The organism is Streptomyces sp. NBC_01750 (genome assembly GCF_035918095.1).
Classification (GTDB): Bacteria; Actinomycetota; Actinomycetes; order Streptomycetales; family Streptomycetaceae; genus Streptomyces.
Window position 1 is genome coordinate 7,360,856 of sequence record NZ_CP109137.1, and the last position, 18,207, is coordinate 7,379,062.

Genomic DNA, 18,207 nt, shown 5'->3' on the forward strand with positions numbered 1-18,207 from the left:
GAACACATGCGACGCAGGCCCTCAGTCAGCACGGCGGCGGTGGCGGGCGCGGCGGCGCTCGTCGCCGGTCTCGTCCAGCCGGCCAACGCAGGTGAGCCGAAGGACGCCGGCGCGGCGGGCGCGCCGACCGCCATCACAACCATCTCCAACGGCTGGACGATCCCGTGGGGCACCTCCTGGCTGCCCGACGGCTCCACCGCCCTGGTCACCGTCTTCCGGGTGACGATCGGCTAGCCGGCCCTTCGGGAGGCGGCTGCCCGGCGCGGGACTCATGCCCTGCGCCGGGCAGACATCGCGGCGAGGTCAGAGGCCGCTGCTCGTCGGGGTTCGGGGCTGTACGCGACACGCCGGCCTCGAACACGCTGACCCGTGAACTGCCGGGCTGGCAGCCGACCCACCCCGGGCTCCTCGACGACCTCGACAACGGCCACCACTCATGGCTCATGCGGCGCTGCCAGTCGAGAAAGTCGTCGACGTGGTTCGGGTGGACTCGGTGGGTGACCACAACGGTCACCAGCGGATCCGTTGATTGCGTGCCGCCGCTGACAACCTGCTGGGTTGCGGGGCCGTCAAAATACTTGCTCCCCACATCGAGAAACCTCTGCTGGTTGCGCTGTTGATCCACACTTGCAGATGGGCTATCGAGTCGAACCGGTACACGACGACCCAGTCGGGTTGCCGGGGTGTCGGCGGGGAGATCTCGGCGCCGAGGTACCCGGCGTAGTCGGCGGCAGCGGCGTTGACGTCCTCCTGCCACGTTTCGTACTCCCGCTCCAGCCCGGGCAGAACCTTCCGTCCGATGATTGCCGTTGCCGCGGCGTCTTCGCGCTCTTCGGTGGTGGTCATGTGCTCAACCCGTCGGCGCCGACCGGTTTTCGGTTGAGTCGGCTGTAAATCCTTTCCGGAGTCAGAGGCAGCGCCCGGTAGCGGACGCCCGTGGCGTCGTGGAGCGCATTCGCCAACGCGGGGGCCACCGGGTTGATACAGCATTCCGCCATCCCCTTCGACCGCATGGGCCCAACGGAATCCGCCGAGCTCACCAGGAGCACGTCGGTGCGGGGGACATCTGCGTAGGTGGGGATGCGATAGTTGCGGAGGTTCGGGTTGACCATGACACCGTTCGCGTCGACCTGGTAATTCTCGGTCAGCGTGAAGCCGATGCCCTGGGCGACACCGCCTTCTACCTGTCCCCGGACTTGCGCGGGGTTGATGACTACGGCAGCGTCGGTCGCCTGGACGCTGTAGAGGATACGGATCTCACCCGTCACCCGATGGACGGCGATTCGGAACCCCTGCGTATTGGAGACGACGCTTCGCGGTGAGCCGTAGCCCTTGCGGGCGGCGGTGAATCGAATGCCGCGCGCTCGGGCCGATGCGACGATTTCGGCCAACGACACGCGCTGGTCGCCGCAGACGACGCCCTCGTCGTCCATCGAGCACATCACGAGATGGACGCCCGTGTAAGCGGCGGCGAATTCGAGGATGCGGTCACGCACGGCGTTGGCCGCTCGAAGTACCGCGTTACCCGAGACGAAAAGGCCTGCACTCGCAAAGGCGCCGGTGTCGAACCCCGTGCGGTCGGTGTCGGATTGCACCAGTCGAATCCGCGACGGCGTCGTGCCCAGCTGGTTGGCGGCGATCTGGACATGGGCGGTCGAGGTGCCCTCGCCGAATTCGACTGTTCCGACGGCCACCTCGTAGATGAGGTCGTCGCCAAGCGTGACCCAGGCCTCCGAGATGTGTTCGGTCGGGGGTGCGGTCTCGTGCAGTGAACTCGCGACGCCGGCTCCGACGAGCCACTCGGGGCCGGGGGGCGGCTCATCGGCTGTACGGGCCATGGCGTCATCCACCAGATCGATGCACTTCGCGAGTCCGTCCTCGGTCCACAGCACGTCGTCGGGGCCGTCGTGCATGGCGACGAGCGGATCGCCCGGTCGCACGATATTGCGTCGTCGCAGTTCGAGCGGATCGATGTGCAAGGCGAGTGCCAGCTCGTGCATCGCCGATTCCACGGCGAACGCCGGTTGCGTCATCCCGTAACCGCGCAGCGCCCCGCTGGGAACGGTGTTCGTATAGACGGAGAACGCGTCGTACTTCTTGTTGGGGCAGCGGTAGATCATGACGGCAGCGCCGCCTGCGTACAGCGTTTCGCCGCCGTGGTTGCCGTAGGCGCCCGTGTTCGACACATTGCGGACCTGGAACGCCGTGAGCGTTCCGTCTGCCTTCGCGCCGAGCTTGACCGTCAACGTCATCGGATGCCGTGGCGAAGCCGTGGTGAACTCCTCCTCGCGGGTGTACTCGAAGCAGACAGGTCGCCCGGTGTCCAGGGTGGCGAGCGCGACCAGATCCTCCGAGATCACTTCCTGTTTGCCGCCGAAGCCGCCGCCAACACGTTTGCAGAACACGCGGAGCTGGTCCGGGCGCAGCGCGAAAAGGTGTGCGAGCTTGACCTTGGCGATCGACGGCGACTGAGAACTGGTGCGGACGTTCAGACGCCCGTTCTCCATCCAGGCAATCGAGCCGTGGGTCTCGAGATGCGCGTGTTGCACTCGCGGTGAGGAGTACGTGCCTTCGTGGATCACGTCTGCATCGGCGAACCCTGCGTCGACATCGCCGATGTGCGAATGGATCTCGAGCAGGATGTTGTGGACGGGATCACGGGCGAATGGATCGTCCGTGCCGTGCAGCTGTGGCGCCCCCTCGGCCATTGCCTCTTCGGGGTCGAATACCGCCGGCATCACCTCGTATTCGACGACAACCCTCCGGCACCCCTCTTCTGCCGCCCCGGCCGTGTCGGCCAGGACCGCAACGACGCGTTGGCCGACGAAGCGCACCGTGTCGTCGAGGATGAAGGTGTCGTCCGGATCGACAAGATGGTCGTTGTGGATCGCCGTAGTAAAACGCCTGCGTGGCACGTCGTTCCAGGTGTAGACCCGGTGCACGCCGGGAACCGCGAGTGCGGCGGTCTTGTCGATCGAGACGATCCGGGCGTGCGCGTGTGGCGCGTGCAGCACCTTGAGATGCAGCATGCCTTCGATGTGGGTGTCCATGGTGAACTCGGCGCGACCGGTTACCACGTCGTTGGCCGCCGGCGCACTGACGCTCGTCCCGACAGCCTTTCCCGGCGCGGCTGTCTCGATGCCGACGACGCCCTTCACGGCATCCTCGATCCCTCGATAGCCGGTGCAGCGGCAGAGGTTGCCCTTCAGCGCCCGCGGCAAGTCCTCTTTCTGGGCCTCGGTGAACATTGCCGACGTCATGATCATCCCTGCGGTGCAGAAACTGCATTGGAACCCCGGGGCGTCGCGGAACTGCCGCTGCATGGGATGCAGGTTGCCGGGTGATCCGAGACCCTCGATCGTCGTCACCTTACGACCGTCTGCGCGGAACGCGGGGGTGATGCAGCTGTGTACCGGTCTGCCGTCCAACCACACCGTGCATGCGCCGCAATCGCCTGCGTCGCACCCCTTTTTGACGCCATAGTGGCCGAGTGAGCGGAGGAACGTGCGCAGGCACTGGCCGGGGTCCGGTTCTTCGTCGAAGCTTTTGCCGTTCACGATGTAGGTCATGCCGGGCCCCCAGCCACCAGGTCGCGGCGAATCTCTTCGGCGAAGTACTTTGTCAGGTGGCGGCGGTGATCGGGGGTCCCATTGGGATCTGCGAACCAGACATCGGCGGGGATGACGTCGATGCTCTCCTGCAGAGTCCGGGCATCGGGCATGGTGTCGAAAGCAATGCGCAGAGGCCGTGTAGTGCCGGCTGTGACGGTGAGCAACAGGTCGCTCAGTCCTGGCGTTTGAGTACCGATGAGGAATACCGTCGAACGGCCGAGGCGGGTCAGCGTGTAGCGGCGGTGCGCGGTGCGTTTTCTCAGGGCGTGCGCCGGAACCTCGATGCGCCGCAGGATTTCCCCGGGAGCAAGAATGTTCTGATTGTTGCCGGTCACGAAGTCGAGGGCGTCGACGATGCGCACGGACCCGTCAGGGGCCCACAGTTCGTACTGCGCCTCGATTGCGATCGTCAGCGTGATCATTGGGCCGGCAGGCAAAGACATACAGATATTGCCACCGACGGTCGCCGCGTTCCAGACTTTGAACGATGACAGGAACGCCTCGCAGCTTTTCGCGAAAAGGGTGCCGGCGATCCAATCAGCCGGCAACGCAAAGGCACACAGGTCACGGATGGTGCACGTAGCGCCGATTTGGAGGCCCGCGTCGCTCGGGACGAGGGGATCCCACCGCAACGCTGTCAGGTCGATCAGGCGGCGCAGATCTGGTTGCTCCGCAGAAAACAGCCACGTTCCGCCCGCGAGCCAGGCGTCGCCTTCGCGCCAGTCCGCGCCTGGCCGGTCCGGCGGTCGCCGGATGACTTCCGTGATGGTGTTGAGATCCATGGGAAATGATCTCCCTCACGACGACAATCGTGCGACGGACCGTCTACCGCACTCGATCAATCAGCGAGTGGCGTCGCTCGCGTTCGTGTCGACGCCGGATCTCCCCGATCCTGTTATTACGGGCAGGGCGCGAACATGCTTTGAGATCGCGGACATTCGGCTCGGTGCACTCGCCGAATATCGACGGGTCACGATACGCGCTGGGAGCGGCACAACCTCGAGCGACAGAATTCGCAGCGACGGAATTCAACAGGCCGCTGCGGTCGAACTGCTCGAGGAAGGACCGGCGGGCGCAAAGATTCCTGGCAAGTATATCGCGGAACGGGCCGGCCTCGCCAAGTCAGGGCTTCGGCGTGAAGTCGTGAGTCCGGCTCGTGGCCATGTTTCGCGATACCGAATACGGGACCGGGCTGCGCCTGTACTCGCGTTGATGGGGTGCTGGTCGCCGGACGGCCTGGAACGCGGGGTGAGCCGGGGCATCGCGTCAGCGGTAGAGCGCGTCCACCTCGACCGCGTACGCCGCCTCGATCGCCTTCCGTTTGAGCTTCAGCGAAGGGGTGAGCAGCCCGTGCTCCTCGCTGAAGGGATGCGCCAGGATCCGGAACGTACGTATCGATTCGGCCTTGGACACCAGGGTGTTGGCGGCCACCACGGCCCGCCGGATCTCCATCTCCAGTTCCGGGTTCCGCACCAGCTCGGCCGCCGGGAGCGGCGGCTTGCCCTGCATCGCCAGCCAGTGGTCGACGGCCTCCTGGTCGACGGTGACCAGTGCCGCGATGTACGGCCGGTCATTGCCGACGACTATGCACTGCGACACCAGCGGATGGTTGCGTACCCGCTCCTCCAGGCCCGCGGGCGAGACGCTCTTGCCGCCCGAGGTCACCAGGATCTCCTTCTTCCGCCCGGTGATCGTGAGATAGCCGTCCTCGTCGAGCGCTCCGAGGTCCCCGGTGGCCAGCCAGCCGTCGTGCAGGACGGCGTCGGTGGACTTCGGGTCGCCGAGATACCCGGAGAAGACATGGGCGCCGTGCAGCCACACCTCGCCATCCTCCGCGATATGCACGGTGGTGCCGGGGACCGGCTGGCCGACGGTGCCGTACCGGGCGCGCTCGGGCGGGTTGGCCGTCGCCGCGGCGGTCGACTCGGTGAGTCCGTATCCCTCGAAGACAGTGACGCCCGCGCCCTCGAAGAAGAGGCCGAGCCGCCGGTCCATGCCCGAGCCGCCGGACATCGCGTGCCGTACACGGCCGCCCATCGCGTCGCGGACCTTCCCGTACACGACCTTCTCGAAGAACTGGTGCTGCAGCCGCAGCCCGGCGGAGGGCCCGGGACCGACTCCGAAGGCCCGGTGCTCCATGGCTTCCGCGTACCTCACCGCCACCTCGACGGCCTTGTCGAAGGGGCCCGACTTGCCGTCGGCCTCGGCCTTGCGGCGCGCCGCGTTGAAGACCTTCTCGAAGATGTACGGCACGGCCAGGATGAATGTCGGCCGGAACGCCGCCAGGTCGGGAATGAGCGCGCTCGCCTGCATCACCGGCTGATGGCCGAGTTTGACCCGGCCGCGGAGGGCCGCGACCTCGACCATCCGCCCGAAGACGTGGGAGAGGGGGAGGAAGAGCAGTGTGGAGGCCTCGTCGCCCGGCCGGGAGTGGAAGACCGGCTCCCAGCGGGCCATCACGGTGTCGGTCTCGAACATGAAGTTGGAGTGGGTGAGCACGCAGCCCTTGGGACGGCCGGTGGTGCCCGAGGTGTAGATGATGGTGGCAGTGGAGTCGGGGGTCACCGCCCGCCGGTGCCGGTGCACCACCTCGTCATCGATGTGTGCGCCCGCCTGGACCAGTTCGGCCACCGCGCCGACGTCCAGCTGCCACAGCCGCTTCAGCTGCGGCAGCCGGTCTATCACCGAGCCGATGGTCATGGCATGGTCCTCGTGCTCCACCATGCACGCCGAGACCCCGGAGTCGTGCAGCATCCAGAAGACCTGCTCGGCGGAGGAGGTGGGGTAGACCGGCACGGAATGGGCGCCGACCGTCCACAGCGCGAAGTCGAAGAGCGTCCACTCGTAGCGCGTACGGCACATCAGCGCGACGCGGTCCCCGAACCGCACTCCGTGCGCGAGCAGCCCCTTGGACAGCGCCAGCACCTCGTCACGGAACTCGGCGGAGGTGACGTCCTGCCATTGGCCGGCATCGTCCTTGCGGCCGAGAGCGACCCGGTCCGGGTCGTCCAGGGCATGGTCGAAGACCGCATCCGCCAGCCCGCCGACCTGAGGCGCCGCGGCCATGGGTGGGACAGTGAACTCGCGCAATGGCCTGCTCCTTGTGGCGCTCCGCACAGCGCCGTGACGCTACCCCACGCCGCCGCCGGGCGGGAGAGCCTCGTGGAAGTGTGGACGAATGGCATCACCACAGGTCAGCCACAGATATCCAGCCACAACAGGGAAGGCCCGGGCGCGGTTCTGACCTCGGAGTCAGATGCCCGCGCCCGAATCTCCACCGAATCTGTACGGTGCGCTCACCTGCGCTCTACGGGTACCGGCGTATTGGTCTGGACCAGACCCGCCGGAGCGGTGGATGCCCGCACCCACACCAGCACCGCGATGCCTGCCAGCAGCCCGGCGATCCCCGCGGCGGCCGCCGCGGTGTTCAGCCCCGAGGCGAAGGCCGCGCGCAGCACCTCACCCGTCGCCGTGCCGCGCAGTGCGCCGGCGCCGCCGCCCGCGAGCGTGTGCGCCGCGTCCGCGGCCCCGTCGACGCCGGCTGCGTCCAGCGACCGGGTCATCCGGGCGGCGGCGATCGTACCGAAGATCGCGACGCCGAACGCGAAGCCGAGCTGCCGGAAGGTATTGACCGCGCCGCCCGCCATGCCGGCGTTCTGCCGCGGTACGGAGGCGAGCGCCGCGCCCGCGAGTCCGGGCGAGACCAGGCCCACGCCGACGCCCGACACGGCGAGCCCGGCCGTCAGGGCGGCCCAGCCCGAGTCCGCGTCCAGCACGGCCTGCGCCAGCGTGCCGCCGCCGATGAGCAGCAGCCCGCCGCCGATCACCCACCGGTGCGGGGTGCCGTGCAACAGCCGGCCGGACGCCGCGGCCACCACGAACGCCGTGGCGGCGAGCGGCAGCAGCGCGAGACCGGCCCGGACCGGGCTCATGCCGAGCACCGTCTGCAGCCAGATCGAGATGTACGGCATGACCCCGAAGGCGGCCGCGTTGTACGCCAGACCCGCCGCCATCACGGCCATGAACGAGGGCCGCCCGAACAGCGACAGATCGATCAGCGGATCGGCTACGCGGCGCTCCACCGCGATGAAGGCGGCAAGCCCGACAGCCGCCACGGCAAACGTCGCAACGGTCCGCGCCGACGCCCAGCCCTCCTCGCCGGCCCGCACCACCGCGTATGTCGTCGCCGCGGCGAACAGCGCGAAGGCCGCCGTGCCCGCCCAGTCGAGGCGCCGCGCGCTCCGCTCGGAGGGCCGTATCGCCCGGAGCGTCAGCCAGATCGCCACCACGCTCACCGGCAGATTGATGAAGAAGATCCACCGCCAGTCCAGGCTCTGGGTGAGCACCCCGCCGAGGACGGGCCCAACCGCAGCGGCCGCCCCGCTCAACCGCGCCCCACACCCCGAGCCCCATGGACCGGTCCCGCCCCTCGTACGCCGCGCCTCGGCGAACGATGTGCGCGACCGACGTGCGGCTGACGGGGCGGCGCCCGGCGGCGCGGTCAGGCCGGACGGTACAGCCGGTCGCCGCCCGCGAGAATCGACGTCGCCAGAGCGTCCGCCGCCTCCTGAGCCCCGCGGCCCCCGCCCGCGCGGTGGCCGTGCAGCAGGACGAAGTCCACATCGCCCAGCTCGGGCAGTCCCGCGCGGGCCGGGACAGGGACCAGGCCGGGCGGGATCAGCCCGCGGGTGTGGGCCATCACGCCGAGCCCGGCCTGCGCGGCGGCGATCAGACCGCTCAGGCTGGTACTCGTGCACGCGATACGCCAGGGACGGCCGTGGAGCTCCAGGACCTCCAGTGCCCGGGCGCGTGTGATGCCCGGAGGCGGGAAGACGATCAGCGGCACCGGACGGTCCGGATCCAGCCGCAGCCGAGGCGCGCCGATCCAGGTCAGGGTGTCCTGCCAGACCAGCTTGCCGTGGGTGTCACCCGCCCGGCGCTTGGCGAGCACCAGATCGAGCCGGCCCGCCTCCAGGCGCTCGTGCAGGGTCCCCGACAGCTCCACCGTGAGCTCCAGATCGACCTCGGGGTGATCGCGGCGGAAGGATTCCAGGATCTCGGGGAGCCGGGTCAGTACGAAGTCCTCGGAGGCCCCGAAGCGGAGCCGTCCGCGCAGCCGGGTGCCCGCGAAGAACGCGGACGCGCGCTCGTGCGCCTGAAGGATCGTGCGGGCGAAGCCGAGCATTGCCTCGCCGTCCTCGGTGAGCTCCACGCTGTGGGTGTCCCGGCTGAACAGCCGGCGCCCGGTCGCGTCCTCCAGGCGGCGCACATGCTGGCTGACCGTCGACTGCCGCAGACCGAGCCGGTGGGCGGCCTGGGTGAAGCTCAGTGTCTGGGCCACCGCCAGGAAGGTACGGAGCTGGGCCGGGTCGTACATACCTCGAGGCTAGCGCGCTATCGCGATACGTGATGACTGTCAGAGTGGTGTACGGGATTCCCGATCGTCCGGATCGGGAGGACCATGGTGCGGGCACGTCCTGAACCGAGAGCAAGTGGAGCACATGAGCCGCCGCACGTTGCAGTTGCCGTCCTGGCTGCCGGATCCGTACATCCTGGCGCTGCTCGGGACGGTCGTTCTCGCGGCACTGCTTCCGGCGTCGGGGCCGGCGGCCGGCGTGGCCGGCGGGGCCTCGACCGGTGCCGTGGCCCTGCTCTTCTTCCTGTACGGGGCGCGGCTGTCAACGCGCGAGGCGCTCGACGGACTCAAGCACTGGCGGCTCCACCTGACGGTGCTGGCCTCGACATTCCTCCTCTTCCCGCTGCTGGGCCTCGCCGCGAAGGGCCTCGAACCGCTGGTGCTGCCACCGCAGCTCTACAGCGGCCTGCTGTTCCTCTGCCTGGTGCCGTCGACGATCCAGTCGTCGATCGCCTTCACCTCCATCGCCCGCGGCAATGTTCCGGCGGCGATGTGCGCGGGGTCCTTCTCCAGCCTCGCCGGCATTTTCATGACGCCGCTGCTGGCGGCGCTGTTGCTGGGCGGCAGCGCGGGCGGCTTCTCGGCGGACTCGCTGCTGAGGATCGTGCTGCAGCTGCTGGTGCCGTTCCTCGCGGGGCAGTTGCTGCGGAGGTGGATCGGCGGGTTCCTGACGCGTCACAAGCAGGCGCTCGGGTATGTCGACCGTGGGTCGATCCTGCTGGTGGTCTACACGGCCTTCAGCGAGGGCATGGTCGCGGGCGTCTGGCACCAGGTGACACCCGGCCGCCTCGGCGCGCTGCTGCTCGTCGAGGCGCTGCTGCTCGCGGCGATGCTGGCGCTGACGTGGTACGGGTCGAAGCGGCTCGGCTTCGTCCGTGAGGACCGGATCGCGATCCAGTTCGCGGGGTCGAAGAAGAGCCTGGCGGCTGGGCTGCCGATGGCGAGTGTGCTGTTCGGCGCCCATGCGGGCCTGGCGGTGCTGCCGCTGATGCTGTTCCATCAGATGCAGCTGATGGTCTGCGCGGTGCTGGCCAAGCGGCGGGCGCGGGATGGGCGAGTGGGCGCGGCGGCGCCGGGCGAGGCGCCGGTGGCGCAGCCGGAAAAGGCGGGGGTACGCGGCTGAGGGGGCCGGGGGGCCGGGAATCCCGGTCGCGTTCGTGGGCCCGTGCGGCATGGTCCGGGATGCGAGAGGTCATCGACTCGTGGAGCACGGCAAGTTCGGCGTATCCGTTTCCGTTTCCGTATCCGTACGCGAACGCCATCTCCGCCGGACGCCGTAAGCCCGGCGCCGCGAGACCGTCGCAGATCGCGCCAACAACGCACTGCTCGCGGCGCTGACGACCGCCGAACGTGACCAATTCCTCGCGCTGCCGAGGCCGATCGCGGACCCCGCCGCGCCCTGCGACTGGCAAGATCGCCGAGTGACGACGACGTACGCGATACGCCCTTACGGCGCCCGCCCCTGCACCCTGGTCGTCTGCCGTGGGTGCTGCTGCGGTGATGCCCGGAAGCATCCCGGTACCGACCACGAGGGCCAGTTGGCCAGGCTGCGGGAGGCGGCCGCAGCCTCCGACGGTCGGCTCGCGGTCCGTACGACCGACTGCCTCGGCCCCTGCGGTCAGGCGAATGTGATCGTGGTCCAGCCTTCCACGGAGGGCCGCCGCCGAGGAGCTCGCGCGGCCTGGATCGGCTGGGCGCTGGACGACGACTGCACGGACGACATCCTGGCCTGGGTACGCGCGGGCGGCCCCGGCCTCGCGGAACTCCCGGCCACCCTCGAACTCCAGACGATCCCGGCCCCGGCACAGACCCGCCGCCGCGCCCGCAATGCGCCGTAGTGGCTCGACTCGCACCGTGGGCCGGGGGTTCGGCCGCTTCCCGCGGCCGGCTGCGGAGTAGAGTCGGTACTCATGTCGAAGCCTGATGATCTGCTTGTTGACATCGCCGCCGCGGTGGAGTCGGAGCACACCAATCAGATGTCCCTCACCGTGGTTGTCCCCGGGGCTGTCATCACCGGACGGCTGGCTCCTGAGGCCATTTGGAGGGAGCGGGTGGCTGAGGTCCTCAAGGACTCGGACCGGCTCGGCCCGTTTTCCACCATCTTCATGACCGCCGTAGCGGGTGCCTCCGGCGGTCAGCGCGACCACCCCTCATATCTGCACTTTCATGTCGCGAGGATTCTCCAGGGCAGTCTCGGAATCCCCGAGACCGGCGGGATGTACCGCATCGCCATCAAGGACGTGAGTGCCTGGACCGTAGGGGACTTCAGCTATTCCGACCACTGAGCGGCTCGCCCTCGACTGCACCGTGCCGTACGCCCACTGATATCCGGCGACGCTTCCGCGCCCGGACCCCTGTCCGGTCGGTGAGTGGGCGTCGAGCCCGGGCGGTCGGGATGTCGCCACCGGTCGTGTGCCCGACTGGGCGGCAGCATGGAGTCAGGCCCCCGGTCGCGCGACGGGGTTGCGTTTCACGGCGGCGGACGGCAGACGCGGAAGAGGTGCAGGCGCATGGATTCGAGGTCCCCGGGCCATGACCAGCCGACCGAGGACATCCATGAGGTGGACCGGGCAGTGCAGAATGCCCTGGACCGGCTGACGCTGCTGACCAACGCCTCCGAGGCGCTGGCCGGCACCCTCGACATCGACGAAGGTCTGCGACGCCTGTGCCGCACGCTGGTGCCGGGTCTCGCGGACTGGTGCGCGGTGGATCTGCTCGACGATGACGGCCGCCTGCGCCGACAGGTGGTCGAGCACCGTGAGCCGGATCTGCTGTCACCGGGCCTGTACGAGGGTGAGCTGCCACCCGTGTCCGAGAACTCGGCTGCCGCGGTGGCCCGCGCGCTGCGGGGCGCCGGACCACTGCTCGTCACGGCCTTCCCCGCACCCGACAGCGCGGCCGATCCTCTGCACGCCAGGGAGCTGGAACTGTTCGATCACCTGGGAGCCGGCACGGTGGTGATCGCGCCGCTGCGAGCCCGCCGCCAGGTGCTGGGCGTCCTGACCCTGGCACGCACAGCGAGTACCGGCGCTCTGGACGAGGACAGTCTTCCGCTGGCGGAGGACCTCGCACACCGCGTCGCGCTCGCCGTCGAGAACGCACGTCTGCACTCCGAGGTCCAGCACACGGGCGAGCGCATCCAGCGCTCCCTGCTGCCCGATCTGCCCGCGCACGGCCCCCTCGAGATGGCCGCCCGCTACCAGCCCGCCCTGGCCGTCTCCCAGGTCGGCGGGGACTGGTACGACGCGTTCGTGCTGCCCGGCGGTGCCATGGCCTTCATCATCGGAGACGTCGCAGGCCACGACCTGCAGGCCACCGTCACCATGAGCCACATGCGCAATATGCTGCGAGGCATCGCCTGCGACCGCAAGGAGCCGCCGGGCAAGATCCTGGGCCGGCTGGACGCGGCGATCAACATTCTCTACCCGCACCAGACGCTGACCTGCATCTACGCACTGGTCGAGAAGCCTGGCCCGCATCAGCAGTGGAGGGTGCATTACGCCGTCGCCGGACATCCCGCTCCACTGTTGATCACCGCGAAAGGCGACACGCGGTTCCTGACCGATGGCCGCAGCATTCTGCTGGGAGTGGAGTCCACCCAACTGCGTCCTGACGCCACCGAGGTCCTGCCGTGGGATTCCACCCTCCTGTTCTATACCGATGGCCTCATCGAACGGCGCAACGAGAACCTCGACCGCGGCGGCGCCCGGCTGCGCCAGCACGCGGCCGCCCTCGCTCAGGAACCCCTGGAGTCCTTCTGCGACGAGCTGCTCGCCGGCCTCGCACAGGCGAGCGACGACGATGTGGCACTCATCGCCGTCCGCATCCCTCCGCCCCATGCCCGTCCCGTGGCGGCTACCGCCACCGCCGACTGAGGTCGGGAAGCCGCGCCGCGCGCCGCCTGAGCAGAAGGTCGACCGGTTCCTGACGCCGGATCAGCGGCATGCCGGCTCACCGCCGGGGGTACGGGAGCGGCTCCCGGCAGGCCTGCAGGAGCACAGCCCGACGGCCACGCGCTGATCCGGAACGGGACCCGAGTGGCGCGCCCGTCACGAACGTTGCCCGTTACGGCCCCGGCGGGGCCGCCCGGCCCGGCCGACCGAATCCAGCCACCCGCATTCACTGATTCTTCGTTCAGTAGTCGCCAACTCTGCCCCGCCCCGCCCGACACTCCCCGCTACCGTGCACTCGGTCCCCCCGACGATCGTCCCGCGGAGAAGTCCATGTGCAGTCCGCTCCACCGGCCCGCCGGCCCGTTCCTCGCCGCCGGCCGTCGTACGTTTCTGCGTGCCACCGGACTCGCGGGCGCCGCCACCGCGGCCGCCGCCACGGGACTCGCGGGCGCCGCCTCGCCCGCCGCGGCGTTTCCCCACCAGAAGACCCGTGACAACGTTGCCAGTTGGCGCCCGGACCCCGATAGCCCCAGATTCACGCTCGTCGTCATGCCGGACACCCAGTACCTCTTCGACGGCGCGAGCATCCGGACCGCGCCCGTCAAGGCCTCGTTGCGCTATATCCTCGATCACGGGCGCGACGAGAACATCGTCTTCCTGTCCCATCTGGGCGATCTCACCGAGAACGGTCAGCCGGGCGAATTCGGGCCGCTGAGCGAGGCCTTCGAGCTCTTGGACCGGCGGCGTATCGGCTACAGCGTCGTCGCCGGCAACCACGACGTCACGTCCTCGACCGACGACCGGCGCGGCCGCACGCCCTACCTGGACGCCTTCGGCCCGCAGCGGCTGCGCCGGCTGCCGACCTTCGGCGGGGCCACCGCGGACGGCTACAACACGTACCACCTCTTCCGCGCCGCCGGCCGCGAATGGCTGGTGCTCGCGCTCGACTGGCGACCGTCGGCAGCCGGTCTCGCCTGGGCCGAGGACGTCATTGCCAAGCATCCGAGTACGCCGGTCATCCTCACCACGCACGAGCTCGTGTACGCGGACCAGTACGGCGACGAGGCTGACTTCTCCCCGCACGGCAAGCACCTCTGGGAGGAGCTGATAGCCGGCCACGACCAGATATTCCTCACGCTCAACGGCCACTACTGGCCCGCCGCCCGCACCACCCGTAAGAACAACGCGGGCCGCGACGTACATCTGCACATCACGAACTACCAGAACCGCTACTACGGCGGCAGCGCGATGATCCGTCTGTACCGCTTCGACCTCGCCAGGAACACCATCGACGTCGAGACGATCTCCCCGTGGATCCTGGGCCGTGCGGGCGAGGACCTCAACGACCTGGAACGCCGGGAGATCGAACTGACCGGCCCCGAAGACCTCTTCTCCGTCCCCATCGACTTCGGGAAGCGCTTCGCGGGCTTCGCGCCCGTCCCCGCGCGCGGCCCCCGCCCCGCCGCCAGGATGCTCGTCCCCGGCACCGTTGCGTACTGGCGCTTCGACGGCTCGCACCAGGACGGCTCGCCGGCCGACGCCACCCTCCGGGTGCCCGACCTGTCCGGGCACCGCAACGACCTCACGCGGGAGCCCGTCCCCGGCTCCCCGGCCGACGCCCTGCGCTGGTCCGACAGCCACCACCCCGACCAGCCCGGACACGGCAGCCTGTACTTCGACGGCGGCAAGCCACCGCTGCACGGCGCGTATCTGCGTACGGCCAAGGACGCCCTGCTCAATGCCAAGACCTTCCGTTCCGGCTACACCATCGAGGCCTTCCTCAAGCTCCCCGCCGACTGGGACGCCGGACGCCACGCCTGGGGGTCGGTCCTCAGCCGCCGTGGCACGCTCGGCTCCGCCGGCAAGACCGGGGGCGACCCGGAAGAACCCGTCGCCACCCTCTCCCTCTCCGACGGACCCGGCCTCCAGTGGGCCGCCGCCCCGCTCGACCAGCCCGGCCTGATCACCAACTGGAGCCATGAGCTGGAGCGTGACAGGTGGTGGCATGTCGCCGTCGTCAACGACGCAAAGCACACGACGATGTACGTCGACGGCTGTCAGGTCGCCCGCAATCCCGCCACCCGCACCACAGGACTCGTCACCCTCGGCCTGCCCTGGCTGCTGGGCGCCTATGAGTACGGCGGCACCCTCGACCAGCTGATGCACGGCTGGCTCGGCGACATCAGGATCGTCGAACGCCCGCTGGCCGTACGCGACTTCATGAACGCCTGACCCGCTGCCACCGTCCCGACAGCACCATGCCTCAAGGAGAAGACAGCATGCCGAGACCGGTACAGCCCCTGCCGCGCTGGGCGGACCCCGGCGTACCGGCGGGCTCGCTCGACCCGCAGGGACTCTCGCGGCGCGGACTGCTCCGCAGCGCGGGCCTGTTCGGCGCCGCCTTCGCGGGTGGCACCGCCCTCTCCGGCACCGCCCTCTCCGGCACCGCCCCGTTCGCGCCCACCGCGGCCGAGGCGCACACCCCGGCCTTCGGCGACCCCAACCTCGTCTACCTTGTCGGCGACCACCATGTGCACTCGGTCTACAGCCATGACGCGAAGTACACCTTCTCCCAGCTGGCCGGCGCCGCATCGCGGTACGGCCTGGACTGGATGGTCCTCACCGAGCACAGCAACATCGGCCACGCCCGGGCCGGTGGCGCCGAGGCCGAGCACGGCGAGATCCTCAAGGCCCGCGCCGACAACAAGCGCATGCTGATCTTCCAGGGCCTGGAGTGGTACATCCCCGGTGCCGAGCACTGCACGGTCTTCTCGCCGCCCGGACGCCACGAGGTCGAGCTGCTCACCCGCTTCGAGCAGGCCTACGACGGCAAACTCCTCGGCTACACCGCGGGCGGACCCCACCACCCCGACACCCCGCGCAACGAGGCCCACGCCGTCAAGGCGCTCCAATGGCTCGACCAGCAGCGCCGTTGCGGATACGTCGACGACGTGCTGGTCCTCGCCAACCACCCGCTGCGCCTCGGCATCGACTCTCCCCACGAAATGCGTGCCTGGCGGGACGCGGCCCCCGGCATCATGATCGGCATGGAGGGCGCGCCAGGCGCCCAGGCAGGCGCGTTCCCCGGCTGGGCAGGACCGGACAGCATCCGTGGCGAGTACGTCAACAAGCCTTCGGAGAACTCCTGGCCCGGCTACCCGGCCGCGGCCTATGTGACGTACGGCGGCTTCGACTGGGCGACCGCGACCGTCGGCGGCCTGTGGGACGCGATGCTCGCCGAGGGTCGGCTGTTCTCCATCACCACCAATTCGGACGTGCACCGCGTCGCGTACGACACCTGGAAGAACGGCGACTGGCTGCCCGGCCGGAACTTCGACAACACCGGCCGGCTGCCCGACCCCGTCAACACCGCGGAGCCGCAGCCCGGCGGCGACTTCTGGCCCGGCCAGTTCAGCCGTACGCATGTCGGTGTGACCCGCTACGGCTACCGGCACGTGATGGCGGGCCTCAGGGCCGGCCGCGTCTGGGTCGACCACGGACAGCTCATCGACGGCATCGACGTACGGGTCGACAGGGAGCACGGCGGCGGGCGAGGCGTCACTCTCGGCGGACGGCTGCGCGTGCGCCGCGGCGAGAAGATCGTCCTGAATGTCACCGTCACCACCGCGTCCCGCCCCAACCACCACGGTGAGGTGCCGCGCCTGGCACACCTCGACGTGATCCGTGGCGCCGTACGCGGCCCGGTCGCCGACCGCGACGAATGGCGCGCACCGGACACCCGTGTCGTCCACACCGCCGATGTCGATGGCCGCACCGGCCGCTACACGCTGCGCATTCCGGTGGGGAAGGCCGAGGAGTCCTTCTACCTGCGGCTGCGCGGCAGCGACGGCAAGCGCAACGGTCCCGGCTTCCTGGGCGCGGCGATCGACCCGCACGGGCCCGTCCCGCACGAGCCCGGCAACGGCGACCCGTGGCTGGACACCTGGTGCTACACCAACCCGGTCTTCGTGGACGTCGTGCACTGAGCTGTCACGGAAGGACCCGGCCGGCGCTGGGGGGCTCCCGGCCGGCCGGGTGCGTATCCCGTGCGGCGGGGGGGGCTTCAGACTCCGGTGTTCAGCGCTATCCGCTCGTCGCCCGCGTATACGTTCATATTGGCGCCGCGCAGAAATCCGACCAGGGTCAGACCCGTCTCGGCGGCCAGATCGACGGCGAGCGAGGAGGGCGCGGAGACCGCGGCCAGGACCGGGATACCGGCCATCACCGCCTTCTGCGCCAGCTCGAACGACGCCCGTCCCGACACCAGCAGGATCGCCCGGGACAGCGGCAGCCTGCCGTCCCGCAGCGCCCGGCCGACGAGCTTGTCGACCGCGTTGTGCCGGCCGACGTCCTCCCGTACGTCGAGCAGTCCGCCGTCCTCCGAGAAGAGCGCGGCCGCGTGCAGACCCCCGGTCCTGTCGAAGACCCGCTGGGCCGCCCGCAGCCGGTCGGGGAGGCCGGCGAGCAGAGCGGGCTTGACGCGGACGGGGGGAGTGTCGGCGATCGGGAAGCGGGCGGTGGTCCGTACGGCGTCGAGGCTGGCCTTGCCGCACAGTCCGCAGGACGAGGTGGTGTAGACGTTGCGCTCGAGGGTGATGTCCGGGACCTGCACTCCCGGCGCGAGCCGGACGTCGACCACGTTGTAGGTGTTGGATCCTCCGCCGGCTACCGCTGGGGGGACCCCCACCGGGGCCCCGGCGCAGTACACGATCGACTGCAGCTCGTCCGCGGAACCGAGCACACCCTCGCTGACCAGGAAGCCCGCCGCGAGCGCGAAGTCGTCGCCCGGTGTGCGCATGGTGATGGCGAGCGGCTTGCCGTTGAGACGGATCTCCATCGGCTCCTCGGCCACGAGAGTGTCGGGGCGGGTCGATACCGCGCCGTCCCTGATGCGGATGGTGCGGCGGCGCTCGGTGACCCGTCCCATGGCGATCACATCCGATTCTGTACGTGCTGGAAGCCGAAGCGGCCCTTGACGCGGAGGGTGTCGTTGGTCACCCGGTCGGTGCGGCGAAGTGACCTTGACGATCTCATTCTCCTGCACAGGGAGAGTGCGATTGCAGGCGCCGCCGCAGTGGGCGCGGACGGCAATCGTCCCGGTCTGGGCGGAATCGTCCCAGGTCCGGGCCTCGCGCACAGTTATTCCCTCGTGAAGGAGAGCGCGAGCCGGTCGGGCGGAACGGGAGGTCAAGGATCGTCGCACCCTTGGGAAGCTCCAAAGTCCGGGCCCCGAAGCTGTGGGATCACATGCCGCCGTACCGGGTGGTAGCAGCTAAGACTGGGTAGC

The 18,207-nt window shown here is 69.5% G+C and carries 14 protein-coding genes; 7 read left to right on the top strand and 7 right to left on the bottom strand.

The annotated features are described in order from the left end of the window. Nucleotides 1-6: 6 nt before the first annotated feature. A complete protein-coding gene (locus OG966_RS33250; RefSeq protein WP_326653740.1) occupies nt 7-234 on the top strand; it encodes a hypothetical protein in 228 nt (75 codons plus the stop codon). Nucleotides 235-510: 276 nt separating this feature from the next. Here OG966_RS33250 and OG966_RS33260 read toward each other — a convergent pair whose 3' ends face one another. The 6 genes from OG966_RS33260 to OG966_RS33285 form a co-directional block, all read right to left on the bottom strand. Next, a complete protein-coding gene (locus tag OG966_RS33260; protein ID WP_326655583.1) occupies nt 511-846 on the bottom strand; it encodes a hypothetical protein in 336 nt (111 codons plus the stop codon). Then, nucleotides 843-3,569, bottom strand: a complete 2,727-nt coding sequence (locus tag OG966_RS33265) for a molybdopterin-dependent oxidoreductase (RefSeq protein WP_326653741.1) — start codon at nt 3,567-3,569, stop codon at nt 843-845. Before OG966_RS33265 ends, OG966_RS33260 begins: the two co-directional genes overlap by 4 nt. After that, nucleotides 3,566-4,393, bottom strand: coding sequence for an FAD binding domain-containing protein (locus OG966_RS33270; protein WP_326653743.1), 828 nt, complete (start codon nt 4,391-4,393; stop codon nt 3,566-3,568). Before OG966_RS33270 ends, OG966_RS33265 begins: the two co-directional genes overlap by 4 nt. A gap of 484 nt (nt 4,394-4,877) precedes the next feature. Continuing rightward, nucleotides 4,878-6,677 (bottom strand): AMP-dependent synthetase/ligase, encoded by a 1,800-nt coding sequence (locus OG966_RS33275; protein ID WP_326653744.1) that lies wholly within the window; start codon nt 6,675-6,677, stop codon nt 4,878-4,880. Nucleotides 6,678-6,907: 230 nt separating this feature from the next. After that, the gene (locus OG966_RS33280) at nt 6,908-7,957 is read right to left on the bottom strand and encodes an MFS transporter (protein ID WP_442806777.1); all 1,050 of its coding nucleotides are present in this window, start codon (nt 7,955-7,957) and stop codon (nt 6,908-6,910) included. 155 nt (nt 7,958-8,112) lie between these two features. After that, the gene (locus OG966_RS33285; protein WP_326653746.1) at nt 8,113-8,988 is read right to left on the bottom strand and encodes a LysR substrate-binding domain-containing protein; all 876 of its coding nucleotides are present in this window, start codon (nt 8,986-8,988) and stop codon (nt 8,113-8,115) included. Between the two features lie 124 nt (nt 8,989-9,112). On the opposite strand from OG966_RS33285, the gene OG966_RS33290 reads away from it, so the two are divergent. From OG966_RS33290 to OG966_RS33315, 6 genes are all read left to right on the top strand, one after another. Continuing rightward, entirely contained in the window at nt 9,113-10,150 is a 1,038-nt protein-coding gene (locus OG966_RS33290) for a bile acid:sodium symporter family protein (RefSeq protein ID WP_326653747.1), read from the top strand. A 298-nt stretch (nt 10,151-10,448) separates the two neighbouring features. Further along, nucleotides 10,449-10,865, top strand: a complete 417-nt coding sequence (locus tag OG966_RS33295; protein WP_326653748.1) for a (2Fe-2S) ferredoxin domain-containing protein — start codon at nt 10,449-10,451, stop codon at nt 10,863-10,865. A gap of 72 nt (nt 10,866-10,937) precedes the next feature. Then, on the top strand, nt 10,938-11,312 hold the full coding sequence (locus OG966_RS33300) for a hypothetical protein (protein WP_326653749.1): 375 nt from the start codon (nt 10,938-10,940) through the stop codon (nt 11,310-11,312). A gap of 225 nt (nt 11,313-11,537) precedes the next feature. Beyond that, complete coding sequence (locus OG966_RS33305; protein ID WP_326653750.1) at nt 11,538-12,902, top strand: PP2C family protein-serine/threonine phosphatase; 1,365 nt, start codon at nt 11,538-11,540, stop codon at nt 12,900-12,902. 348 nt (nt 12,903-13,250) lie between these two features. Then, a complete protein-coding gene (locus OG966_RS33310; RefSeq protein WP_326653751.1) occupies nt 13,251-15,152 on the top strand; it encodes a LamG-like jellyroll fold domain-containing protein in 1,902 nt (633 codons plus the stop codon). 47 nt (nt 15,153-15,199) lie between these two features. Next, nucleotides 15,200-16,906 (top strand): PHP domain-containing protein, encoded by a 1,707-nt coding sequence (locus OG966_RS33315; protein ID WP_326653752.1) that lies wholly within the window; start codon nt 15,200-15,202, stop codon nt 16,904-16,906. A gap of 77 nt (nt 16,907-16,983) precedes the next feature. Here OG966_RS33315 and fdhD read toward each other — a convergent pair whose 3' ends face one another. After that, a complete protein-coding gene (gene fdhD, locus OG966_RS33320) occupies nt 16,984-17,847 on the bottom strand; it encodes a formate dehydrogenase accessory sulfurtransferase FdhD (RefSeq protein WP_326655477.1) in 864 nt (287 codons plus the stop codon). Nucleotides 17,848-18,207 lie beyond the last annotated feature (360 nt).